The following is a 26,044-nucleotide window of genomic DNA, read 5'->3' as shown; positions in this document are numbered from 1 at the left end:
TCTTTTATGACCTATCCACTTTACGCCATCACTTCCTCTCTTTTCTTTCTCTTCCAAATTCAACTTCACTTCAAGATACAATCCACAATTCTCATCAAATTTAAACACACACCTTAGTGCAACAACTGATTCACCCAATAAGCTGTCAGCACTTTTTTCACATACAAGTTTGTTTCGTAATAAGGAATTTCTTCTATAAATTCTTCTATCGTTAAATCTTTCTTTTGCTTGAGCCATCTTGCCACTGCATCTTCGCCTGCATTATAAGAAGCAATCCAGGCCACAGGATTATTGGGGAAAAGAGATTGTAAATACGTGAAGTATCCAATGCCAAGATGAATATTATGCTTTGCTTCGTACAGTTGACTACTCTCGAATGAGAAAGCGCCTCCCTCGCTTTCCATTATGGCTACTTGCTTTGCTGTCGTTGGCATTATTTGCATGAGGCCAATCGCACCAGCTTTAGAAACAACTTTTTCCTGAAAGGCAGACTCTGTTCGGATAAGAGCATAAATAAGTCGCTTATCGAGATCCCCATTATTAATCACTTGAGAGACAATATCCGGATACACTTCAGGATAATATTGCTTCCAAACAAACTGCCCAAAAGCATCATTTTCTGGAAGACGTGAAAAATAGTGTTTAAAATGCCGCGCAACAAAACGATACGCAAAACTATGTCCTTCATGCTGTGCTGCCAGCCAAAGCTTTATTTCCAAATATCCCTTTTCCTCCTTTGAGGCTTTGAGCTCTTCGATAAGTTCCTCATGAAAAGGAAAACGATGTAAATAAAGAGCGCGCGAAAAATGCGGCGAGCTTTTTTCTAGAAGTCTAAAATCGGGAAGCTCTGGTTCCCAGTGAATCTCATTTATTTTTTTGAGTTTCGTATGCGCAATAGTTGAAAAATCCAGCTCCTTTTTTTCAAGCCGTCTTCTAGCAGCTTCTCGGTAATAGCCAACTGGATATTCCCGCATCAATTCACGGTAAATTTTCCTCGCCTCATCATGTTGTGACAACTGCTCAAACGTTCTGGCTTTCCAATATCGCACTCTGTCATGCATATGATAAATTTTTGCTTCCTTGCTTTCAATTAACTGAGAAAAACGTTCCAAAGCTTCATCATATTTTCCTAAACGATAATAACTCCAAGCTAAATGCCAATTGGTGACTGCTTTTTGCTTTCCTCGCAAACCCAATTCCAGACTTGTTTTCCAGGCAGCAATGGCTTGGCGATAGGAACCTTGATAAAATTCGGTGTCGGCTATAATTTGAGCTAGCTGTTGTTTACTTTTTTTGCTTGGGTGGGATTCCAAAAGATTTCTTCGAATACGAAGAGATGTCTCAAATTCACCTCTTTTGGCATAGGTAAGAGCAAGCCTCCTTAAAAGATTACCTCTAAAGGGGCTGCTCTCTGGTAGTTTTCGCGTATCTTCTAAAAGCGTCACTGCCTCATCATACTGGTGAATTCTGGCAAGGCTTAAGCCCAAGATCCACATTGATTTTGCCCTCACCTCTCGAGAGAGCTGCTCTCGGTTAAGCAAGGGGCGCAAAACATCAATAGCATCGTGCCACTGAGAATTTTTTTCGAAGGATTCTGCAATAAGGTATTGTTGCACATCTTGCTGTGACCACGACAAGAGATCAGTTCCCAGTTTTTCTTTTATCTTTTCTAAGGTTGGAGCATATGCATCGAACTCCTCTCTACTTTTGAGATTGAGTAAGACATCTTTTCCCCAACGTTCAATTTCATTTTTATTTTTTGCACCAAGCAACGCTTCAAATTTTAGGAGGGTTAGTTTTTTTGTTCTTTGAGGGGAAACAGCTTCTTTCAGAAGTTCATTTAACAAAACAAGAGCTTTTTCAAAGTTTTTTTCTTCAATCAGCACTTCAGCCAAGAGCACTTTTGCTTGGGGAAGAGAGACAGATTTGTGGTGGGAAGAAAATAATGTTGCCAGCGCCTCTCGCGCAAACTCAATCTGGTTCAGCCTTAGAAAAGATTCGGCTTTCATAAATAAAACGGAGTCATAGAGAAAATAAGTTTCTGGAATTTTGCTTAAATGATAAAGAGAATCGAGCCACTTTTCTTTTTGGAGTAAATTTTTTGCGAGAAGAAAGTTCCAATCTTCAGTAGAAAAATCTTTTGTCTGCTCTTTTAACAACTCCAATTGCGATTGAAGAACATTGTCTTCATTTTGCGAAGAGCCACGACGATACTTATTTTTTGCTTCAACTGAAAAGTGAAACAAAAAGAAAAAAAGAAGGGAAAAAGAAACAATACGCTTCATGAGTATCCTTTAAACAGGAAGTGACTAAAACGAAGTTCCAAACTGCAAAATAATGACCCCATTTTTTACATCTGTATTTAAGAGATCATCTTTTACACCATTGAGCCTATCGCGATTAACAACGATAATTCCGTAACCAAGTCTCCCCACAACGGGAAGTCCATAGCCCACAACAAAATCCGCCCGAAGCTCAGCACCTACGCCAAGGAGAAAATCTCCAAAAAATTCTTTGAAGTTTGCGCCATCTTTTTCACCGGAGTTCCATCCGTTTCCATAATCAGCAAAAAGACTAGCATGCACATTTTTGAGATAAAAAGGCCACGTGCCAAGCGAACGTTGAGGAGATGCAAGCCTGAAACGATATTCAGCAGATCCCAACATTGCCCGTGTACTGGAAATGGCAGAAATAGGAAGCCCTCGAAGAGGCAAATAAAACAAAGAGCCTCCGGCGCCAAACGCACCCTCGCCAAGAGCTCCCCCCATTCCAAAAGTTCCCTGGTTGATAGTATCTCCAAAAGTAATTCCGCCAGCAGCCCTCAACGCCAACACTTGATGGCCCCAAGTCTTTACAAACTCGCGCCAATCGCCACTGAAGATAGTTTGCTCGTTGCTGGCATCGGAACCAAAACGGTGATTGGTTACCGAAGTAGAAAGACGCACCTTCCTGCCCTGCTCCGCACTTATGGCAGCTGCGGTTTTGCCGAGGCTTGAATAATTATAGCCAAAAGAGAGGCCCGCAAATTTTCCCGTCGTTAACAACGAAGCTTCAGCCGCAGTGAGATTTGACTGTGGAAATCTATCTTCGTAAAAATAAGTCGTTGAAAAAGAATGTCTCTTAATGGGAAAGGCAACATAGGCATAACTATTACGGCGCTCCTCAAAGTATTGCACTACTCTTGCCGTATTGGGAAAAAAAACATTTCCGTAATACACCACACTGTCTTGAATGCCAAAACCAAAAATGGGACGAAAGCGATTGTAACTATAATTTGCAAAATAGCCTGGATGCTTTGCATCGAAGCGATAAGTGCCACCGGCTTGCCATGCGTGCCGGTTTAAAATATCCGTTCCGCCCGTAAATCCACCAGCAATAAAGGTTTCCCCGGTATAAAAAGCAATGGGAACAATAAAACGAGGAAGGAAAAGTGATTTTCCAAATGAAGAATATTTTCCTTCTTTTAGAACAACACTTTCTTCATTTTCTGTTTCAGTTTTTTTGCTCTTCAAATCAGTCCACGAGAGATTTTTTTGCAACGCAGGCCGTTGCGTTGAATGCTCTACTGCCAACTGCTGAAGTTCGTAGCCATCGGCATTGTACACTTGTGCATACACTGTTTTTCCATCGGCAGAACTTGGGCTAAAGATTCCTGTTTTAAGATGCGATGCTTGAGCAATGCTTTGATGCTTAGCATCGTAGACAAAAAGATTGAAAATGCCTTTTGCATCGGAAATATAAAAAAGCTTTTCTCCATTTTCTTGCCAAGAAGCATCTCGCTCATCCGCAACAGACTTGCTTATGCGGGCGAAAGATTTTGTTTTGGGGTTGAGAAGATACATTTTCCATCCTTCTTCCAAGCGATGGACCGAAACAGCAATGAGATTATTTTTCTTTGACCAACTTGGCCGCGACAGCTGAACATGATTCAATGTTTCTTTTGTAAAGAGTTTTGCTTTACGGGTTTCAAGAGTATAAACATAAAGATTGTCACCTCGTTCATCACCTCGCACAAATAAAATTTCTTTTCCATCAGGGCTCACAACAGGATCTCTTGCTCTCATACCACTTGTAAGCCGTTTGTGTTTTTTGCTTTTCACATCATATTCCCACAAATCAAAAAAACGATTGTAACGTTTATGTCGTTGAAGTGCGGAGTAAATAATTTTTGAACTGTCGGGAGTCCAAGCCATTTGAGTTGCTTCGTGTTGCACAGCAAACTTTGTGATTTTTTTCGTCTTGAGATTCAGAATTTTAATTTCATTGCCATGATGCGGAGAAGTAGATGCATAAGCTATTAGCTGTCCATCTGGAGAAATGCTTGGAGCTTCTTGTTGTTCGTCTTTTTCTTTTGTATGAAGTGAAAAGCTTGACGTAAATGAAGTATTTGGATTGAGAAACTCAGCATACTTTATTTCTAAACTTTTCTCCCAATCTTTCCAAAGCTGATAAAACGTTTTGCCAAAAACTTTTTTCGCATGCCGGTTGATCATGAAAAAAACAGGCGATCTTCGCGTGCGCTCGGTAAAGGCTACAATCTTTTCTTCGCCATAAGTATTTGCCAAATACTCCACAAACTCTACACCAAACAAGTACGCCAAATTATAGCTGGGCCATTCCCATTGAAAGCCATCGGCTTCACTTATTTTTGGAAAACGTTGTTCAAGCACAGCCGTGCGCACCATCATTTCGGTGAGGCTTGCATTTGCCCTGCCCTTTCCAGTGCGCGTGCTTTCAAGATAAGTAGCCAAGCCTTCTTTAATCCACACTGGCTGCATCCCATTTGGCGCTGCTGTCTGCCCCAAGATAAAGCGCACGGGACGCCACATTCCCGCCACCGCGTCTAAGTGAACCGTGTGTGCAAACTCATGAAAAATGAGCAAGCGAAGCCAGTTGTTATAATTGGAAAGCGTAGATTCTGCACGCGGCGCAACCACATACAAAATAATCCAGTTGTACGGCAGGATGGAAGTGAGTCCATTGGCCTCATCGGTGTTATCGATGAGAACCACTTCTACTTTTCCGCGAGGTTTCCAGTTGAAGGTTTTGGTGTGCAAGCTGTAGGCTTCTTCAAAATATTTCGCCGAAAGATGAACCGTACTTTGTTCTACCGTTTCTGGATAATTGAGATGAAAATGTTCTGTGCTTGCTGTCTTCCAATGCAGCTTGGGATCATAACTTGCGGCCGATGCAGAGAATGAAAAAAAAGTGAGCAGAAAAAAACTAAGAACCCAAAAGAAATGTCTTTTTGTCATCGCCCAACTGTAAAGACTTTCGCAAAAAGCTCAAGCCTCTTTCGCTTCAAGAAGAAAAAAAGTGGCGGAGTGAATCGCTGAGGGTTGCATAAACTCCTTCCCGTTGAAGTCGCGCAACCACAAGCGCTGTATCATCAAACAAACAAAGGAATCGGGGAAGCCATGTGATTGCCAGTAACGAACTCGAAAGCAGAAAACTGAGCGAAGCTTGTTCATATTTGCCTTTTATTTTTTCGCAGGCACAATCAACCGCTTGAACAAACGCAATAAATAAACCTACTGCTACAATATCGCCATAGACATCCGCAAACTGAGAAGAATGAACACCTTCACCTTGAAGAAGATGAGATGCAAGTTCTCCTAATGCAAAAGCGGCACTCGTGAACATCACGCTTTTTCCCACGTCTGGTGTTTTTTTCCACAACGACGCTTCATGAGATGTTTCTGCTTTATGTCTTCGATACACTTCAAGCGAAAGGACTAAGGCTGCCATTCCTAAATATGTTCCTGTAAATTCAAGCGGATATGCTCCCATTTGATCACCAAGTCGTGTCGCAAAAAGCGAAAGCGCATCTGAAGTGGTTTCCCATGTTCCAAGAGCTACTCCACCAATACCAGCCGCCGCCACAGCCGTACCTTTTGCATAACCTGTCCAAAACGATCCTGCTTGTGGCTGTTGTGGAGCTGGAGGAAGTGAAGGCTTAGGTGCTGTCTGTGTCTTGATGCAGGAACTAAGCGTAGTGATCTCGCTGCAGCACGTCCAGAATCCTGAGTTACTAAAAGATGGAAACCTCACCGGACTGACGTAATGAAGCGAAACAGGAGGACGTACACCTGGAGAAAACCGAAACATAATAAAACTTACTCCTTCATAAAAACGAAAATGTTGACGAAATCGGTGGCTATATAGACCGATTGTTTTATATATCAATCATTTGTTTTGAAAGTGAAAGAAAAAAGGTTGATGCTCAAAATTCCTTTTAAAATGAGGTGATTAGACAGAAAGTATACAATTTACTTAAAAGGGTGAACGAAGGTGTTGGTACTTGGCTTCAAAGCCATCGCCCTCAAGATCGATGTAAACCGGGTTGGTAAGCGCCCAGGCTGAGGCTCCAACATTTTCGTGTTGATACACGGCTTCAAGATCAAGCGGATCTAAATCATTTACACTTTTTTCGTCATCCAGAAGGGCCTGAGGCAAAACGGGGAAAAGAGAGCGGTAGCCTTCTGTTTCTTTGGTTCCGCGAACGAGCACTACAAACCAAGTATCTTCCGTCACGGTTAAAGAAGTGCGAACACTTGCGGTAATCACGCCATCTGCCTCTTTCCAACTTTCGAGGCTCTGATCAATCACGCGAAAACTTTTCGTGGGCCGATAACTGTATTGCGGCACACGATACGGCTGATAAAAATCTGCAGGATCAGCGGCCACTCCTTCAAACGGTGTTCCTGTTTCGTCGTCCACGGGAACTGGTTCGGTGTTGGCATAAATTTCCACCGTATCAAACCAGGCCCAGCTTGGAGATTGCACTTCAATCTCAATCTCAACTTGTTTCCCCTTTGCGGTATCACCAACGTGATATTCATTTCCATCTTCGCTCATTACCTTCATGGAAATGTATGGCCCTGCAGAAACAATCACCCTGCCTTCGTTGATGTTGAAGGCGTATTCTTCCAAATCAATATTTTCGTACTGCTTGCCATCATCTTTGGGATCAACCGAAGAAAGAATATAATTGCGAGGCAAGCCCAAAGGGTTCTTCTCGCTATGGCTGTCTGAATCAGCTGTTGCTGTGAGTAACATTCCCACATTGAGTAAATTAAACCAGCTTGGAAGCGCAGACCTATAGAAACTTTGCAAATTGTTGATGTTCCCTCCCACTTCCAATTCAATGGCGTTAAACTTATTTGAAATAAGTCCATTTCCAGAAAAGGGAAACGGATACGCACTGGCTACACCCACTGCAGGCAAACGTCGCTCTACTGGGTTTGCGTAAGTTGTAAGAGGATCAACTGAAAAACTCTCTCGGTAAAACGGGCTTGTTACCCACCCCGCCGCTACCAACAAGCCACTGGGGCTATCCATAATGTGATTTATTTGCAGCACTTCTTCGCCAGGATCTTTTCTGACCGCTTCAATAATTTCATCCACCGTCATGGCATAATCTGGCGAAGTTGAAATTTCATCGCGTGGGGAATACGACCAATCAAGCGCTCCACCCGCAACATCTTCCGCATGATGCTCCAACGGAAAAGCGTGAAGATGTCCATATTGATTTGGAGTGATCTCGTCGCCAACAGCAGTCTGCATTGAGTTTGCCGCCACTTCACCTGAAGCAATCAACGCGCGATAAGCACGGTTATAATCGGTAAGATAATCGTGATCGGAAGACTGCAAAATATCCAAGCCTTCAGCCGCAGCAGAAAGCACTCGGCGTTCTTCGGTGAAAGCAGAGTCTGGACTGTGAATACCATGCACATGGAAATCGGAGGAAATATAATTTGGCGTTGCAATCAAACGTTTTAAAACAATGTCCGAAAACTCATGTGTCTCGCCTGCTGCAAGCGTTATCTGTTCATCGTGGATATCGTATTCGGGGCCGTGAGAAAAAATGAAACGATACGTTCCAGGTTCAAGCTGAAAACTGTTTTCATTACTCAATGCTATTGTTCCTTTTGCAGTAATATACTTGATGTCCACAATTCCAAAAGGCCTGCTTAACAAATCATTGTCGTAGAAAACGCCTTTTCCATTGCTCACATTGGGGCTTGGATCTTCACCCACAATCGTAAGACGCGCAACCAGTGGGCTTCTGCCGTCGGTGATTGCATTGCTGAAAACAATACTTGAACTTTCGCCAAGCACACATTCCACTTTTGCAAAAAGCTTCAAATCAAGATCGGAAGGTGTGCACTCGCCAGAACTGCTTGAACCATTTAAGTGAAATCCTTCTTTATACACTTCAACCGTGTACTGCCCTTTTCCAAAACTTTTGCTCAACGCATCTTCACCAGTGGGAAGCAAACCTGAAAAACTTCCGTTGCTATCACTGCGATAAGTAACAACCGTTGCACCACCTTTATTTTTGATGGCAACCGTCGCATTCTCAACCGCATTTCCATTTGCATCCACTACTTTTCCCTGAATGGGATTTGTTTTTACACCAAGCGCTTCAAGTCCAGCATCCAGCACTGAACCCGCCGAGCCATCACCAACCACAAAATAACGTGTGAGCGTTTTTTCTTCGCCGGCAGAAAGAGAAAAATGAATGTCTGGCGGCGTACTTGAACCAAGAGGAAAAATTTTCAAAAATTCTTCACCAAACAACACGGCGGTAAGGCCCGAATAGCTTAGCGATGCGGTGGATCGCATTTCTTTTGTTTTGGGATCAATGAAAGGAGCTGGATCATAAAAATATCCGTACGAAACATCGATGCCATCCATGCCAGAATAAATAAGCGCTGGAGTGTGCCCACCAATTTGCGCTGTCAAGTCGGGCGAATATCCCAAACCAGGAATAAGCTCCGAAAGAGAACCCGAGCCATTTACAAATTCACCCAAAGGAAGTTTTACCGCTTGCTTGCCATTATTTTTGTACGTGGTTTTCATGATCACATACTTTTTCCCAGCGGGAAGAATGTAATCTGTTACCACTTCAGTATCTAAACCTTTGAGGTCATCGTAAATATCGAAGGGATCACTTCTGTCATCGAAGCGATGAGCGTACCCAAGCTTTTGCCCCACAAGGGCATCGGCCGCTGAGGCAACAAAATCAATATCCAGGTAGTCATAGACATCAATACGACCAAAAGCACGAAGCACTTTTCTGTCGCCATCTTCTATAACCTTGTACTTGTAGTAATTAACCGTCCACTCCACATTCACCAACGGAAAAATTTCGCCGAAGTGATCACCGCTTTTACTTCCCAGCGGAACCGCATCAATAATACTTCCGCCAAAACTTCCAAGACCGGTATCTTTTCCTGGCTTTTGAATGACTACTTTTATTTTATCATTTTGCAGCAAGACATCGCCAACGCGTGAAATGGCAAGTGGGCCGGTGATAAGTTCAGATTCATCTGTAATGCTAAGTGAAGTATTTGGAGTGGAAACTTCATCAGGCGACACACCACTGCCAGCGCGCTTTTCCTGACCTTGGGTACAAGAAAAGAGAAAAAGAAGAGCACAAAAAATGAAACTGTATTTTTTCATCATATATTCACCGGCTCCGAAGCCGCAAAAAGACTGGGCTCGAAGACTTTTCCTTATCGGCAGAAGCCAGAAATTGTTGCGTGAATAATCGCCAAAGGAGCAAAAGCCTAGACGCGCCTAGTTGACGCATAAGGACTTAAAATAATTTAGATTTTTCCACTTTTGGAATGACTGCCTTAGATGATACGAAAGAAACTCATCCCTCCAACGACAGGAAGTTTAAAAACTGAGGCCGAGGAAAAGACCATTGGGAGCGGATTTAACGGCATCTGCGAAATGGAGCATGGTATTCCGCCACCAGCAGCTGCAACTTGCCTTGCGGGAAGCGCTTGTGGGATCTGCACTTGCGAAGGGATGGCGTCGTGATTTCCTTCGATCATCAAGTCAATGCCATCAAGCAGCTGAGGTGAAACATCTTGAGCTGCCAACTCTTCTCTCAAGTGGGCCAGGGCAAGTACCGCTTCTCGTCTAGCACCTTGGGGGTAATTGGCAGCATAAACTGCAGCACGCATCAGCCTCTCTTCGATATTGGGAAACTTGCGCAAATCCAACGACATGCCCACGCTTGCTGCCATTTCGGCGCCACTTAATAACGTGCGCGTGTAGCCATCAGGGAGAGCGTTCAACCAGACAGCATTCGAAACAACTGCTTGAAAATACGCTAACGATAATGGTCTCTCAGGATCATCGGTGGCAGTAAATTTTTTTCTGTCAACAATATGTTGGGCACCTAATTTTTTTCCTGGAGCACTCCAGACTTGTTTCACTTTTGCTATGTCAGGATCTAAATTTTTACGCCGATGCAAATAATAATCCAACTTGGTGCCATACCAATTCACAAGTGAAAGCCATCTCTTTTCAGATGTAATTTTTCGTCCTGCATAGAGGGCATGAAGCAGTGTTGCGAGCGAAAGCCATTCCACATCTCTGACGAACCACTTATCAATAGTAGCTTTTCCAAGTTGAAGCATGCACTCAATCGAAATTTTATCTCGAAAACGAACAAGATATTTTATGAGCGCCTTATCATCATTGAGAATATCCTCTGGAATATTTTGGAGCGTTTCTGATCTGCGATACATTTCAAGCGCACCTGCAAGACGAACATACTTCTGTTCGTTCGTTCGAGGAATACGACCAGCTGTAATCAAGGAATACACAAGACTTGAAAGTGCATAATGTACAACATGTTCTCGAGTTCCACTTTTTACTTCCTCAATCACGTCATCCCGTATGCGGTCAAGTTCATAAATCAGCATAAGAGGAGAAGAAAGATAAGCATTTGAGATACCTTGAAGACTCGGTGATCGCTCGTACAAGTCGCGTTGATACGCTTTTCGGTGGAGAAGATCATATTTCTTTTTACCAATAGCATTATGCATAAAAAGCGCTTGTACTACATACCCGAGAGAATAAGCACCTTCCGCACTTTCAAAAGGATCGATGTCATTTTGTTCTTTGACCAAAGCTTCTCGAAAGGAAAGAATCCAATCAAAAAAACCTGGGGTATTATTTACGTATTCATCCGCATATAGACCCCTGTTTCTTAAAATGCGAGAACGATCATATAAATCCCAAGCTCCGCATAAAGAAATCAGCATAGATTTCATGCCTGAAAAACTTGGATCTGCGCAAACTGCTCTTGCCATCAAACTTAAAGGATATTTGAATTCGTCAAATCCGGCATGACCTTGCAGATGCGCTGCAATATCTTTTGCAAGATTGGTTCGCATGACAATAAGATTTTTTGCAACTTGCTCAGGCGAAAAATCTGAATCCCTCTGCGATGCTACAAAATCTTGTAATAATGGGGATGCCTCAAAGAGGGATAACGCACTCCAACGTTCTCGATCAAAACGATGGAGTGATCTTAAAAAATATCTGAAGCCAACATCAACTCGGTGAGCTGGATATAAACGAGAAAGATAAACAGCTGCCTGGGAAGTGGTTTCAAGCACAACTAAATCGCTGCCATCATCTCTTGATATCTCGCGAAAGCGAAGGGATTTGGGGGTATCTTGCTCTCGGTAAAATACCTCAAGCTGATGTACCAAATGAGCTGAAACCCGAATAGACATAATCCCTTTCCTCTAAAAATTGCGTTCTTCAAACACACTTTGTTCTGCTTGTCCTGTTTTTTTCGTACTTTTGGTGAAAAAGTTGTCCCATTTAAGATATAAACATCACTTTTTCACCTTCTGGCCAAAGCTGCACAAAGCTATTGTCTTTCCAGGCCAATTTGCATAGAGCTCTCAGCGAAAAATGACGAATGGAGAAAAGGATGATTATTGGCGTTCCAAAAGAAATTAAAGTGAAAGAAACCCGCGTGGCTCTCACCCCAGAAGGAGCACGCCTTTTGGTTGAAAAAGGTCATAAAGTTTTTGTCGAAACACATGCCGGAAAGCTTTCTGGATTTTCCAATGCCCGCTACGAATCTGCTGGTGCAAGCATTTGCGAGACAGCAGCAGAAGTGTGGAAAAATGCCGAGCTTATCGTAAAAGTGAAAGAACCGCTGGAGCAGGAGTATCAATACTTTCGCGACAACCTCAATCTTTTCACCTTTTTACATTTAGCCAGCGTTCCCCCGCTTGCAGATGCCTTGTGCAAATACGGCGTTACTTCCATCGGTTACGAAACCGTGGAATGCAAAGACAATTCTCTTCCGTTGCTTATTCCCATGAGTGAAGTTGCTGGCCGCGTGGGAGCTCAAGTGGGCACAACACTTCTTCATCGCGTTCACGGTGGAAAAGGTTTGTTGCTTGGTGGTGTTACAGGCACGAAGAAAGGATGCGTGGTTGTACTTGGCGGCGGACATGCAGGCCTTAATGCAGCTGAAGTTGCAGCCGGCATTGGTGCACAAACAGTTGTCTTGGATGTGAAAGAGGAAAAACTCAAGTACATCGAAGAGAAGTATAAAGGAAAAATTTTGGCTATCAAATCCAGTGCCGAAGCCATCGCAGAGTGGACGGCAAAAGCTGATTTGCTTATCGGCGCCGTGCTCGTAACCGGTGATAAAGCTCCTCATTTGTTATGTCGTTCTCACTTGAAAGCCATGGAAGAGGGATCGGTAATCGTAGACATTGCCATCGACCAAGGCGGATGCGTTGAAACCTCGCGCCCCACTTCGCACGAAGAACCCACCTTTGTGGAAGAGGGCATTATCCACTACTGCGTTACCAATATGCCAGCGCTCACTCCGCGCACCTCAACGGAAGCGCTTACCAAGGCAACTTTTCCGTATGTTTTAGAGCTTGCCAACAGAGGCATCTCTGAAGCCCTAGAGCAAAACGAGGCCCTGGGCAAAGGCTTGCAAACAAAGGCTGGGAAAGTCACCCTCCCCGTTCTGGAAAAACTTTTCCCACACTTGGCGTTGTAAAAGGTTTATAAAGGCCAAACTGGCCAAGAAAAGCAGCCTTCTCCTGAATTCCCCTTGACCTCGCGGGAAATCTGCCTTAGTAGCGGCGCTCAACCAAAAATCATCCAGGAGGACAAACTCCCGGCTGATACCTAGGCTTTGGCTTAGGTGAAAAAATGAAGGAGATATTATGTCATTGCAACAGAAGTACACATGGAAAGCATTTCTTGCTGAGCATCCCGAACTCAAAGAAAAAGCCATCAAAAGAACTTCAGATGAAGGCAAAAAAGCCTTCGAAGCTGCGTACAAAAAGCACATCAAAGCGTACCTGGCAAAACGAGCAGAAACAATTGGCTACCAGCAAAAGCGCGCACAGAAAGAACGTGACCTGCTTAATGCTCAAGTAAAAGAATTGAACAAAGCGAAAAAACTTCCACTCGCAAAATTATGCCAACAGAAACTTGGAAAAAAAGACGCTTGGCTTGCACGCTTGGCAAAACAAACTGAAAAAGTAAAAACTCTTCAAAAAGCATTTTAAGTTTTAATTTTAGAGAAAATGTAAAACCGAAAGTCTTACAAGGCTTTCGGTTTTTTTTGTTTTGGAGGTCAGGGATTCGCACTTTGCCGTCATCCTGAGTGTAACGAAGGATCTCCTCTAACAATTTTTGTTTTTGCCTGTAATGATGCAAATAATTGTAGAGACGCATTGCAATGCGTCTCTACGAATACTTCATTTGGGACAAAACATAGAATTGCCAGAGGATAACAAGAGAATGAGGCACAAGCACTAAGCCCTATCGCTCCACTAATTTTTCTGCATTCACCACAATGTCGGTAATTTTACGATTCATTCTTCGCAAGTTGGACAGAATATCCAAGTGAAGTGAGCTGGTTTCAAAACTTTCCTTCAAGCCTTGATGCAAGCGATTTAAATGTGATTGGCGAAATCTCTGTTCCACTTCATCAATGTGTTGTTCATTTCTCAAGACTTGAGCTTTAATTTCTTGTGATGGCTGTGCAAGATACGAAATGGCCAAGGCAAAATTTGCACGAACGTGTTCTTGCATTTTTCTTAAGTCAACCCAACCCTGCTCGGAAAAAGGAACGCCCTTCGCATCTTTTTTTCTGGCAAGCGTCACCATTTCTCGCGAAATAATATCTCCAATTTCTTCAAAGTCTTGGCCAATAGCAAGCAGCGCAAGTTGGCGCCCAGACTCTTCTTCCGAGAGATGCTCGGTTGCAATTTTGGCAAGATAAAAACGCACCTCTTTTTCGAGAATGTCAATTTTGTCATCTTCTGTTTCGATAAGAGTAATTTCAAACTCAATGTCTCTTTTGTAATAAAACATATGCAAACATCTGTTAATTTGATCTTCAACCAAAGCCGCAATACGCAAAATTTCCCGCTTCACTTGCGCAAACGCAAGAGACGGCATTTCTAAAGAAGCCTTATCAAGGTACTTTGGTCCAAACGGTTCTGCTTTATCTTTTCGATCTGGAATAAGCAGCGTTACCAGTTTTCCCAGCAAAACGGTAAACGGCAGAAAACAAATGGCCAATGCAATATTAAAGAGAACATGCACAATCACAATCTCACCTGCAACGCCAGGAGTGAGCAAAGGAAAATAATCGGTAATACGAAACGAAATCTGCTGCACAAAAATGGAAAGCTCATTCATAAAAGGATAGACAAGAGCCACGCCAATAATCTTGGAACCCGTATGAGCAAGCGCAACACGTTTTCCATCTTCATTTGAACCCACCGCAGATAAAATTGCCGTAACACAAGTCCCAATGTTGGCTCCAAGTACAATGGGCACCGCCGTGGAAAGTGAGATCACACCTGCAAAAGAAAGCGCTATGGCAATACCAATCATTCCCGCAGAATGAATGGCGCCGGCAAAAAGAGTGGCAATGACAATGGTGGCAAGAGGATGCGTTGAAAGATAGGTGAAAATAATTCGCGCCAACTCACTGTGTTTGAGAGGTTCGGCCGCTTCAGACATGAGATGCATGCCATAAAAAATTAAACCAAAACCAAGTATAATAGCGCCGGTGCTTTTCACTTTCGGTTTTGAAGAAAGCTGACAAGAAAAACCAAGCGCCACTACAAGCAAAGAATATTCGGTGATTTTTCCCAGCGAGAGCAAAAAAACAGTGAGCGTTGTACCAATGTCCGCTCCCAGCAAAACCGCAATGGCATTGATAAAGGTGATGAGCTGTGTTTCAACAAAGGAAATCAACAAAACTGAAGTAGCACCAGAACTTTGAAAAATAATCGTGACGATGATACCAAAAAAAAGGGCAAGCAGGCGATTGTTTGTCACCCCTTGCAAAATGCGACGCATTCGATTTCCGGCAACCACTTGCAAGCCGCTTCGTGCCGACTTGAGCCCATAGAAAAAGAAGGCAATCCCCCCCAATAAGACCGACCAACTAAATTCTTGCATATCTCTATCCAGCGTTTTGTCATTCCTGCAATGACAGGAATGTGTAGTTAAGCGACCGATTCAGAAACTTCGCGTTCTTCTTGTTGCGTTCCCTTTCGCGCTTCTTTCAAATCACCCTCTTCAAGGTTGAGTTTTACCGATACCAATTTAGATGATCCGGGCTCCTCCATGGTAACTCCATAAAGAGTGTCCGCCATCTGCATCGTTCTTTTGTTGTGCGTAATGAGAATGAACTGCGAACGATGAATCATACTTCGAATCATATCATTGAAGCGGTCAATGTTGGCATCATCAAGTGGAGCATCAACCTCATCGAGCAAACAGAAAGGAGATGGCTTAATCAAGAAAATGGCAAAAATGAGCGCAGTTGCTGTGAGCGCTTTTTCTCCACCCGACAGCAAAGACACTGATTGCAACTTTTTGCCGGGAGGCTGCGCAATAATATCCACTCCAGATTCAAGCACATTTTCTTCGTCCGTGAGCATAATCTTTGCTCTTCCCCCTCTGAATAATTTGGGGAAAAGAACTTGAAACTGTTGGTTCACTGCTTCGAAGGTTTCTTTAAATCGTTTTTTGCTGGTGCGATTAATTTTTTGGATGGCTTTTGACAAGGCTTCCAAAGAATTTTCCAAATCTTCGCTTTGTTGCAGCAAGAAGGTGTAACGCTCATTTACCTCATCGTATTCCGCAACCGCATCAACGTTGACCGGACCAATTTTTTCCAGCTTTTCTTTAAGGTCTTCAACCGCAGCATGTTCTTCTTCAACGTTGTAGTCTTCAGCATTTGAAGCATATTCGTTTACAATTTCTGAAAGCTCCAAACGATAACGCTCTCGAATGCTATCTACCAAATACTGAATACGAGCTTTTTGTTCGGTGAGTCTAATTTCAAGCTCGTGCGAAGCCTTTAGCGCATCTTCATGTTTTTTACGCAACTCCCGCAAATTGAGCTCTAGCTGCTTTACCTGAGAGGCGCTTTCTTGATATGTTTCTTGAAGGCTTGTTTGCGTTTGCTCATGCTCGGCAATAGCCGTGAGCGCAGATTCCATTTCTTCGCGAAGATGTTCAATTTCTAACGCCAAGGTTTGGCTTGTTTCTTCACCTTCTTCAAGTTCTTGCTTTCTTTTTTCAGTTCCAGAAATGGTTTCTTGCTGCAATGAAGTAAGCTGTTCAATTTCGCGATCAAGAGAACTTTTTCTTTCTTGAGCTTGACCCAAAGCTACTTTGAGGTTGATGAGTTTTTCTTCTTTTTCTTGAAGCACCTGCAAAAAGCCACCTAAACCAGCTTCGGTTTGTTGCAGCTCAAGTTCACTTTCTTCTTTTTGATTTTCTTTTTCTTGGCGCAATGTTTCGGCCGCTGTTTTTTCTTGAATGTATTTTGAACGTTCCTCACCAAGAACAGCAACATCAAGGGTTAGCCGTTCACGTTGGTTTTCGTAGCGTTCACGTTCGGATGAAGCTTCTTCAAAATCGCGTTCTAGTTTTACAAGTTTTAGATCAGCTTCATGAAAAAGTTTTTTCTTTTCTTCTAGTTCTAGTTTTACTGCTTGAAGTGCAGACTTGTTTGCATCGTAAATATTTTTAGCTTCAGTATATTCACGATCTAAGGTAGCCAAATCAGCTTCAAGTCGCTCAATCTTTTTTTGCTGAGCTAAAATGATATCGGTTGAAGTGTTTTTTGCACCACCACTAATAAAGCCAGACTCATCAAGCACATCGCCATCACGAGTAACATAGGTATAAGGTTTGTCAGAGCTCTCCCAATGGCCAATCGCTTTTTGCAAGTCTTCGGCAAGCAGCACATCGCTAAATAAATATTGCCCAATGCGTTTGTGATCATCGCTAAAACGCACGTGCTGAATAAGCGGCCCCACAATACCATCATTGGAAGAAACAAAAGAGGAAGCTTCCTGCACTTTTAAGCTAACGGGCACAAAAGTACTTCTCCCAACAGATTCCGCCTTGAGGTAATCAAGTGCTTGCACGCCTTGCGATTGAGATTTCACCACAACATATTGCAGCTTTTCGCCCAAAACCGCTCCAACGGCTTGCTCGTATTCAGGATCGGTATCAATGATATCGGCAACGGTTCCCAGCACACCATCAAGACTTGCGTCTTGCGATTTTTGCAACACTGCACGCACACCAGATTCGTAGCCTTCAAAATTTTTGCGAAGCTCTACTAATGATTCGTGTCGTGATTTTTTTTCTTGAAGGCGAGAGCGAAGATCAATAACTTTTTCTTCTTGGCTGAGAAGCTCTCGTTCTTTTTGTTCAGCAGAAAGTGCTAAGTCTTGTTGTGCACCCTCAAGCTTTTGTTTTTCATCTTGAGCTTTTTTCACATCATCGGCATCGCGCTCTATTTCCAACTCCAGCTCTTCGCGTTTTGCATCTAGCCCATCCAACTCTTCTTGATGTGACACAATTCGTTCTTGAAGGTCACTTGCTCTTTTTTCACAGTGTTCGATGGAAGACGTGCACTGCCTCAATTCTGTAGACGCCTCAAAAATGCTATTTCTCAGAGACTCAAGTGTAGACTGCACTTCCTGTCTTTTCTGCTTAAGCACTTCGACTTCTTTTTTAAATTCGTCTACTGCGGTTTCGCGGTCGGTGAGTTTGCTATCGGCTTCTTGCTGTTCTGTACCAAGCGTTTCCAGACGTTCAGAAATTTCGGTGAGACGAACTGCCATTTCTTCCAGCTCTTGTTGAAGCACCACTTTTCTTCTGGCAATTTGATCGCGTTCTCTTGTTTTGTGGCTAATGCCCGCTTCGTTAAGCTGGGCTATGTTTCGCTGTTGATAGAGCTCTTGTTGCACCTGATCAATTTCAGCTTCAAGCTCAGAAAGCTGAAGTCGTTTTTCTTCAATTTGAGTTTCTTGCACCGAAAGAGCTGACGCAGATGAAACTTCTTCCTGATTATAATTTTCGTTATTGCGTGTGAGATCTTGAAGTTGAGTGTTTTCTTGTTGATATCGCGTTGCGGCAAGGTTGAGCTCTCGAGTTTTGAGTTCGTCGTTTAAAAGTGTAAATTTTTCAGCCTTTTTTGCCTGACGATTTAAGGAATTTAACTGACGCGAAAGTTCGCCCACCACATCAGAAAGACGGCTTAAGTTTCCTTTTGTGGCTTCCATTTTTCGAAGCGCTGCTTCTTTTCGTGCTTTAAATTTTGAGATACCGGCCGCTTCTTCAATGAATCTGCGTCTTTCCTCTGGCTTGGAAGAAACCACTTGGCCGATCATCCCCTGCTCTACGATGGAATAAGCTTTTGTTCCAATGCCCGTTCCCAAGAAAAGGTCGATGATATCGCGCAAACGACACGGTGTTTTGTTGATGTAGTATTCACTCTCACCAGAACGGTAGAGCCTTCTTCCCACTTGAATTTCGGTATAGCTGGCATATTCAGCAGGAGCTTTTCCATCGGAGTTGTCAAAAGTAAGAAACACTTGAGACATGCCCATGGGATTGCGGCTATCGGATCCACTGAAAATAACATCTTCCATAGCGCCGCCACGAAGATGCTTTGCAGACTGCTCACCCATCACCCAGCGGATGGCGTCGACGATGTTACTATTGTGAACAACAATATTATTCGCAACAAAGTTGTGCGTTTCATCTACACATAAATCGTAAACCCACTCTTCACCTGGAAGGGTTTCAACCGAAGTAATTTCATCCCAATACACATCTGAACAAGCTAAGGCTTCAAGTTTATTTGCTTCAAGCTCACTTTCATCACTCCAGTGTGAAGCATTGTCTCTAAGATACTGCACCGCCTCTAAAATGCCGCTGCGAGAAGGGTTGCAGCGATGCGAACGATACGATTCTATACGGCCACGCAAAGGATGTTGTTTTGCAAGAGAAACATTATTTTGATTCCATAAGTTTTCAAAAAGTTCTGTGGTGTTTGGAAGCACGTCAAGCGAAGACGTCGAAAATTTCGCAACAAGACAAGCTTCACGCAATTGAGCAGCCTTTTTGCTGACAAGCGTGAGATGTTCATAAAGAGAAAGTAAATGTTCTCTTCCATACACATAAACTGAAAAATATTCCTTTTTCTCTCCAGTTCCATTACTCGCCTTTTTTTGTTTTGCGCGAATAAGTGATCTAATGCCAAAACGGAGGAAGAGGCTAGCAACATCTTCTGCCAAGGTTTTGCTGGCGCTTGCATATTCTAGATAAGCTTTTGGTTTTTCTGAATGTGAACGATCAATACGAATACAGCCATCGCCCTCGATGAGCGCAGAAAGAAATGCCCAAGCTACTTCATCTGGAGCTGTAAAAAGAAGGTCTGGAATTTTCTTTTGAGAAGAATGTGCGCCTCTTATTATTCCAAAACTTCGCTCGAGCAAATCGCATAAAATGGAAGAAAACAGAAGGCAATCGGAAGCACCTTCTTTATAGTTTTTAACCGTTGGCCTTTTTCCAAAAAGGGTTTCTGAAACAGCGGAAAAATCTTCAATAACTGCTGCGTCAGCATTTACAAAACGAACCTGATCTGACCATGAACTGTTTTGACCTTCTGAAATAATGTATCCTAAAAATCTTCCCCACTCTGGAATGAGTTCTGTTTTAATCTGAAGAGGATGTGTTCTTTTTGAAGCCACAAGTTGCATTTCATCAACTACTTGCATTTCTTCGCTTCCACAATCTGCTATGGCTGCAAAGTGTGTCAGAGTTGACTGTGCGGGGAGTGATCTTGGAGTGGCAATGTGCACGCCAGGTTTTAACTCATCAACACGAACAGCTTTTGCTTCGCCTTGATGATGAACAAAAAGAGGATGATATTCTGTTGCTACAATTTCTTTTCCAGCACGAGTTTTGATTTTGAGAAGTGTATCGGGAGAAGTTCTTCGCACAAATGAAAGAATTGGTTTTGTCGTTACCTTTAGGGTTTTGGGATCAAGTGAAAACACATGAAGTTTCTCACTGTTTTCTAAGGTATATTCACCGTCATCCATTTTTTGAATGCTTTTTGCGTTTTTTAAAGCTTCATCAACAAGTGCTCTAATAGGTACGCGCTCTCCGGTGGAAAGGGTTACTTTGGTATCACCATGCACGCACTTTCCACAACCATTTGGGCCGACAACACCGGTGACGCCTGGTTCGAAGTGAATAATGGTTCGATCTGCAAAGGACTTGAAACCTACCATTTCAAGTGATTTAAGCCTCATATTCTGGCCTCCAAATATAGTTTAAGTCTATGAAATAAAATGAGATTTTTAACGTTTTGCGTGAAAAAAACGTAGTACTCCCTAACACTACTCGCCCGTAAAGGTAAAGGGAAAAAGCGTTTCCCCGCTTTTCGCCTCATCACTTTTTCACCTTTTGCTGAAACCTTGACTCTTCAGAAAAAGCCCTTTATTGTCGCGGCTCAAAAAAGGAGAAAGACATGCTGGAAGTAGCTCCAAAAAAGCGAAAATGGGAACGTGGTCTCCTGTTTCTCCTCATCTTTGTTATCGTTGGAGTTACAGGCCGCATTTATTTTATCCAGCAGGACCTCCACAAACAGGAACAGCTCAGGTACGAGCTTATGATTTTACGAAGTGCTGTAAATACCTACAAAATTGTAGAAAAGAAAACACCCGCCTCGCTTTTAAACCTCTTCAGCGAAACCTACACCCTTCCAGGCACCGACAATCAGCAATACTATGCTCGGCAAATGACGGTAGAAAACGGCGGCCAGGTCTTAGACCCGTTTGGACATCCCTACAAATTCGAGCCAGAGACAGGCTGGATCAGCTCTTCCACGCGGAAGTATGCGGCTTGGTAGGAAATCAAACTCAGCGGGGTTCTTTTTTTTCATCTTCAACAGTGTAAATTCGCCTGATTTTTTTCTCTTGTTCAAAGCAATCGCGATCTCCGTATTCGAAAAACTTGTCATAGTGTTTATGTTGGCCCAATCTTTTCAGAGCCTGCTTGATGGGGCACCAGTGTCGCTCGGTGCGGCCGCCAATTTCACTCGCATAGGCCATTAAATTATTGAAGTAGCTGCAATAGAGGCAATTGAGTTTTTCAATGATGCTTAGGTATGGCAAGCGATGGCGGTCAAAAATAAAATACTCTCTGCGCTTCACCAAAGGAATAGCAAAAATAGGGAAGCAAATGCGGTGGTACATTTCTAAGCAGACATCAAATGCCAGCATAGGCAAAAGAAGAGTGTAAATCAGCGGGATTCCCAAGGCCACCCGCATTTTCCCCAGCAGTCCCATCCAAAAAGAGTCTGAGTCGAGCGGAAAGCGCCCTGTAATTTTTTTCGGTTTTTTCATTTTCACTTCTCCTTTTTCGCGGGTGCTAAGTAATTTCCTGATGTGACGACCTTCTTGCCTGTTTTAGCTTCTAGCTCTCGCTTCGCCTTTTTTGCAATACTTCCCCCTCTTTTACTGGCAACTTTATTTTCCTCCAACCCTGTCGCATGTTTATTTTCGGTGAGGGAACTGGTTTTTTTATAGTAACTACTTCAAGCCCTGCATAAGCTGTTTCGAACTTGGCAGCTTTCCCTTTAAACTTCCCGGAAGCTTATGATAGAGCTTGTACTCTGCCACACCAATAGGATTCACTTTGGTTCGCAAGGCAAATTCAACTTCCAGCCGATCTCTTTCAGCACAAAGAATAATACCAAGAGATGGTTTGTCATCATCAGCTTTTTCTTGTTCATTGAGAAGGTTAAGGTAAAAATCCATTTTGCCAGCATACTCTGGCTTAAACTTTCCAGTTTTTAATTCTATAGCCACTAATGATTTAAGAAAACGATGATAGAAAAGGAGATCTAGGAAATATTCATTCTTGCCAAGTTTAAGTTTGTACTGGCTTCCAATAAAACAAAAACCATACCCCAATTCCAAAATAAAATTTTTGAGTTTTTCAATGAGTTGGCTTTCTAAATGACGTTCATGCACATCTTCTTTGATTCCTAAAAACTCCAAATTGTAGGAACTTTTGAGCGCCTCTTCGGCTTGCTGGGCAAGATATTCTGGAAGAGCAATGTTAAAATTACTTGTCTTCCCTTCCTTTAAAGCATGCTGATATGCGTGTGCCTTGATTTGGTTTAAAAGAACATTGCGGCTCCAGCCATAGTTGGCCGTTGCTTTTAAATAGTATTCTCGCGCTTTATCATCTTTGAGCTTTTGTAGTATCAATAGGTTTTGACCCCAGGGAATTTCTGCGACAAGTTGTCGCAGTTTTTTATGATTACAGTATTCTTCATAAAAACGCCGCATATCCCAAAGGTTTCGAGCTGAAAATCCTGAGGTTCCAGGAAACTCTTTTCTCAGATCTTTTGACAACTTCTCTACCACCGACTTTCCCCATCCAAGCTTCTCTTGTTTTTGGACTATCTCTTTACCAATAGACCAATACAAACTGATGAGCTCACGATTCACTGCGCTGGCAGCGTGAATACGAGCTTGTGTTATACGTGATTTGATGCTGTTTAAAAATTCGGTATAGCTGGCTTTTTCAAATACAGCACTCTTCATATCGCCTCCGTGTAATAGCAGTTCTTTCTGTCCTGCAGTGGGAGACGTTCACTTATCAAGGAAAATTTTGGACAATTTGATTAATTCATTTTTGAGAAAATAGGTGGAGCGGCAGTCGTCTTCGTTGTAGCGAAGGATTTTTTCTTTGAGCGTTGAATCTCCCGCCAAGTAATCATTCATCCACACGATGGATGCCGCCCCGCCGGCGTCTTCTGCGTCCCATTGAAAACCAAGAAATTTGCAAATGGCTTTCACACTGTAACTGGTGAGAGGCCAATCGGTGTTTTGAGTAACAACTTTATACAAGTCAATGGCTGTAGCGTTTTTACCGAATAATCTTTCGAAAACATTGGCATCTAGGCGGTGCTTGTTGATGAGCCGCTTGAGTGTGGTTTTTTCATAATCGCTATAGTGATAAATTGGCGCGCTTGGATACTGCGAAAAAAAATCAAAGAGCCGCTGGGTAATTAATTTTTCGTCATCACGGTTTTCTGCAAAGAAGGAAATGTATTCTGGTTCACTTCCTTTTTTTGCGAGCAGCACGCCGTGCAGATAAACGAAATCCTGCGTGGGGTCGTCTTCGATATCGTAATGAATTTCTACTTCGGCATCGGGAAATGTGATGGCTTGGTGAAGCACGGGCTTTCCGCTGAGGTAAATGCGCGCACGATCAATCGCCTTGATTGGTAAATCTGTTGGCATCGCTTTCCAAAAAAAACCTTGAGCTTTTAATTCTTGGACTTTTTGCATCAGTTCATCAGGATTTTCTGCAGCCAAATCTTCAATGGTATTGATGCCCAACTTTTTCAAACCAGTTTTCATGGCTTGGCCCACATAATACACCAGCGAAATATCACGATGCGCATCAGCCCACGTGGCACAAGAAGACTTCCACTCGCACATCCCGCAATTACTGTTAATAGCTGGCTCAGCGCCGTTTGCATTTCCCTGAACATAAAATTCAATTTGGCTGAGAGCTTCTTGGTAATTGAAAGGTGCTTTATAAAGAGGAACCGAAAGAATGCGGGCTTTGGTTTTAAAAATGTACGCTTTCTCTGGTCGCTTCTTTTGCACCGCCGCCAAAAGTTCGCCGTAAAAATACACTTGCCAGAGTTGCTCCATGGGAACTTTTTCGTTGCCGTCATCCCAAGTGCCATCAACGCGCGTGAGCTTAATGTCCATCGGATAATAATGATAGTTTCCAAGTGCGGAAGCGCCGGGTGTTTTCAGCAACAGATCTGGCCGGCCGAGTTTGTTGCCATCAAGTAAAACGCCTTGGTAGATGATGTCTATGCCTTCTTGCATCACCCGCAACGTTTCATCGGCTAAGGTTTGCGAAGCGGCGCACTCGGGACTGATGGCTCGAAAAGTTTTATCGGCATGATCGCGTTGATACGATTCAATCACTTTTGCTTCGTACTGCACACCAGAATCCCACAGCAATTTTACCAGTGGATGAATTTCAACTTTGAGAGCAGGATCGCCATTGAAATCAAGAAACGGCCGATAGGCGCATTTTTTGAAGTTGTAGAGGTGGGTGGCGGTGATGTGTTTAGGTTTCATGAAGTGGTTTTCTTTTTCCGTGTCGTCGGTCCTAAAAGAGCATTTAAAATTTTAAGCTTTAGCGATTCGTTATCCATTTCTTCAGCAATAAATGCGGTAATAATCTCATGCAAAAGTGTTTTGTCTATAGAGCCTGCCGCAACGTGATAGCTAATATTTTCCATGTCTCTCAAAAATTGACTCACACAATAGAGATAACCATTCAAAAGCAACATCTGTGCACAGAGCGCAATGGATATCCGCTTATTTCCATCTGCAAAGCAGTGAAATTTATTGGCGCTGAAAAATAAATGCGTCAGCTTATCTTCAAATGATGGGTAATAATCATCGTTTTGTATGTGTTTCAAAATACTTTCAAGCTTACCCATATCGAGATGCTGGAGCGTTCCACCACCGCTCACTTCAATTGTCTTGCGATGAGTTTCAATAGCCTGCTCAAGTGTCAGATACAAGATCGCCATCTTAATCCCGCTCTTTCAATCGTTTCATCACATCCTTTGCTTCTTCCAATCGCTCTGCGAGTTCTTTGCCTTTTTCTCCTAAGAAACGTTCAAATTCATCACGATTGATTGGGGTTACATATTCAGAAAGTTGCTTATGTAAGGCATCACGAAAAGCCAAATCACGACTGGCCATCTTGATACGAGCTTTCTCGATTAATGGTTTCCAAAGAGCTTGCTTTTCAAATTCAGAAAAAATGTGATCCACTTCTTGAAAAGATAGTTTGCGTCCGCGCTTCTGAAAAGAAGCTTCTAATAGTTTTGCAAACCCGTATTCGTAGGAAGAAACTAAATCTAGAATTTCAGAGTAAAAAGTTTCTCGCACATTCTCTTTGTCGTGTAGCTTCAAAATCTTGCGATACTCTTGAGCGTTTTCTTTAAAAATACTTACATAAACTTTGTCAGTATACATGGGATATTTAAATTGCCCCATATCCACATAATCACGCAGAGCATTGGTAAATTCCTTGCGATAATTTTCTTCTTGAAAATAAGAGATTATGTAATCTTCATCACGTTGATTGATGTATTTTGTAGATCCGCCAGTTCGCTGGTTTATGGTATCAATAACAATATCCAAAATGGTCTTCCGCAAGAGTCTTGCACGCTCACTTTCTACCAAAAGCATGGCCAAATTCAAAAAGGCTCTAAAATCAAAGATACCTAATATCGAGGACTTAGCGATGGTACCGAAGTTTGCTTCGGGATCATCAAGAGTCGATATTGATTTCTTAAGTGTTTTCAGTCTCTTACCCTTCAAAACCTCGTAACCATTTTGCCCCAACTCTTGATCATATTTTTCTAGATAGCTTTCCACTGTCCTAAGAGAAACCTCAAAGAATCTGGCAACTTGCTCCTTTAAAACAATACTTTTTCCTTCAAAAGGGATCCCCTGAATTCTCGTGGCTTTTTCCACTTCTTGTAGCGCAAAGGGATTATTTAAAATATTTTGCCTATCAATTTGAGAAACAGTCAGGTCCTTGTTGTCTAATTTTTGTTCTTCTTGAGCCATAAATTCTCCTAAATCGATTTTACATCTGTGCTTGGCGAGATGAGGTTAAATATCCGATCATCATTGACTGCTCTGCAGGGCGTTCACTTTGCAAGGGGAAAGTTGGTTTTGCAATTTTTGTAGCTTGTTCCCCCTGAAAAACCCATTTTTTCAAGATAGCGGACCTTGAGCGGTGTGTTTTTTCGGAGGCTCAACAAAAATCAACCTCAAAAAATGGAACA

16 protein-coding genes are annotated in these 26,044 nt (G+C 42.7%); 3 read left to right on the top strand and 13 right to left on the bottom strand.

Annotated features, from left to right (window positions below):
- Positions 1–113 precede the first annotated feature (113 nt).
- The 5 genes from COV43_08450 to COV43_08430 form a co-directional block, all read right to left on the bottom strand.
- On the bottom strand, positions 114–2,285 hold the full coding sequence (locus COV43_08450) for a hypothetical protein (protein PIR24829.1): 2,172 nt from the start codon (positions 2,283–2,285) through the stop codon (positions 114–116).
- 24 nt (positions 2,286–2,309) lie between these two features.
- Entirely contained in the window at positions 2,310–5,255 is a 2,946-nt protein-coding gene (locus tag COV43_08445) for a hypothetical protein (GenBank protein PIR24828.1), read from the bottom strand.
- Between the two features lie 46 nt (positions 5,256–5,301).
- Positions 5,302–6,108 carry a hypothetical protein gene (locus tag COV43_08440; protein ID PIR24827.1) on the bottom strand — a complete coding sequence of 269 codons (807 nt, stop codon included), beginning with the start codon at positions 6,106–6,108 and terminating at the stop codon, positions 5,302–5,304.
- A gap of 165 nt (positions 6,109–6,273) precedes the next feature.
- Positions 6,274–9,471, bottom strand: a complete 3,198-nt coding sequence (locus COV43_08435; GenBank protein PIR24826.1) for a hypothetical protein — start codon at positions 9,469–9,471, stop codon at positions 6,274–6,276.
- A 173-nt stretch (positions 9,472–9,644) separates the two neighbouring features.
- Positions 9,645–11,546 carry a hypothetical protein gene (locus tag COV43_08430; protein ID PIR24825.1) on the bottom strand — a complete coding sequence of 634 codons (1,902 nt, stop codon included), beginning with the start codon at positions 11,544–11,546 and terminating at the stop codon, positions 9,645–9,647.
- Between the two features lie 203 nt (positions 11,547–11,749).
- Between COV43_08430 and ald the strand changes: the two genes are divergently transcribed.
- Entirely contained in the window at positions 11,750–12,844 is a 1,095-nt protein-coding gene (gene ald / locus COV43_08425; protein ID PIR24824.1) for an alanine dehydrogenase, read from the top strand.
- Positions 12,845–13,013: 169 nt separating this feature from the next.
- Positions 13,014–13,361, top strand: coding sequence for a hypothetical protein (locus COV43_08420; GenBank protein ID PIR24823.1), 348 nt, complete (start codon positions 13,014–13,016; stop codon positions 13,359–13,361).
- Between the two features lie 256 nt (positions 13,362–13,617).
- Here COV43_08420 and COV43_08415 read toward each other — a convergent pair whose 3' ends face one another.
- Entirely contained in the window at positions 13,618–15,273 is a 1,656-nt protein-coding gene (locus COV43_08415) for a hypothetical protein (GenBank protein PIR24822.1), read from the bottom strand.
- 47 nt (positions 15,274–15,320) lie between these two features.
- Positions 15,321–20,444, bottom strand: coding sequence for a chromosome segregation protein SMC (gene smc, locus COV43_08410; protein PIR24821.1), 5,124 nt, complete (start codon positions 20,442–20,444; stop codon positions 15,321–15,323).
- A 218-nt stretch (positions 20,445–20,662) separates the two neighbouring features.
- Between smc and COV43_08405 the strand changes: the two genes are divergently transcribed.
- A complete protein-coding gene (locus COV43_08405) occupies positions 20,663–21,043 on the top strand; it encodes a hypothetical protein (GenBank protein PIR24820.1) in 381 nt (126 codons plus the stop codon).
- Between the two features lie 10 nt (positions 21,044–21,053).
- Here COV43_08405 and COV43_08400 read toward each other — a convergent pair whose 3' ends face one another.
- From COV43_08400 to COV43_08375, 6 genes are read right to left on the bottom strand one after another with little or no spacing between them, the layout of a single operon-like run.
- Positions 21,054–21,539 carry a hypothetical protein gene (locus tag COV43_08400; GenBank protein ID PIR24819.1) on the bottom strand — a complete coding sequence of 162 codons (486 nt, stop codon included), beginning with the start codon at positions 21,537–21,539 and terminating at the stop codon, positions 21,054–21,056.
- A gap of 2 nt (positions 21,540–21,541) precedes the next feature.
- Entirely contained in the window at positions 21,542–21,676 is a 135-nt protein-coding gene (locus COV43_08395) for a phage antirepressor protein (protein ID PIR24818.1), read from the bottom strand.
- A 49-nt stretch (positions 21,677–21,725) separates the two neighbouring features.
- Complete coding sequence (locus COV43_08390) at positions 21,726–22,748, bottom strand: hypothetical protein (protein PIR24817.1); 1,023 nt, start codon at positions 22,746–22,748, stop codon at positions 21,726–21,728.
- A gap of 48 nt (positions 22,749–22,796) precedes the next feature.
- Positions 22,797–24,311 carry a hypothetical protein gene (locus tag COV43_08385; GenBank protein ID PIR24816.1) on the bottom strand — a complete coding sequence of 505 codons (1,515 nt, stop codon included), beginning with the start codon at positions 24,309–24,311 and terminating at the stop codon, positions 22,797–22,799.
- Positions 24,308–24,772, bottom strand: a complete 465-nt coding sequence (locus tag COV43_08380) for a type II toxin-antitoxin system death-on-curing family toxin (protein PIR24815.1) — start codon at positions 24,770–24,772, stop codon at positions 24,308–24,310. The genes COV43_08385 and COV43_08380 overlap by 4 nt, the downstream gene beginning before the upstream one ends.
- 1 nt (position 24,773) lies before the next feature.
- Positions 24,774–25,823, bottom strand: a complete 1,050-nt coding sequence (locus tag COV43_08375) for a DNA-binding protein (GenBank protein PIR24814.1) — start codon at positions 25,821–25,823, stop codon at positions 24,774–24,776.
- Between the last annotated feature and the right edge of the window lie 221 nt (positions 25,824–26,044).

Source organism: Deltaproteobacteria bacterium CG11_big_fil_rev_8_21_14_0_20_42_23, assembly GCA_002796345.1.
Taxonomy (GTDB): domain Bacteria; phylum UBA10199; class UBA10199; order 2-02-FULL-44-16; family 2-02-FULL-44-16; genus 1-14-0-20-42-23.
This window is presented reverse-complemented; position numbering and strand designations above follow the sequence as displayed.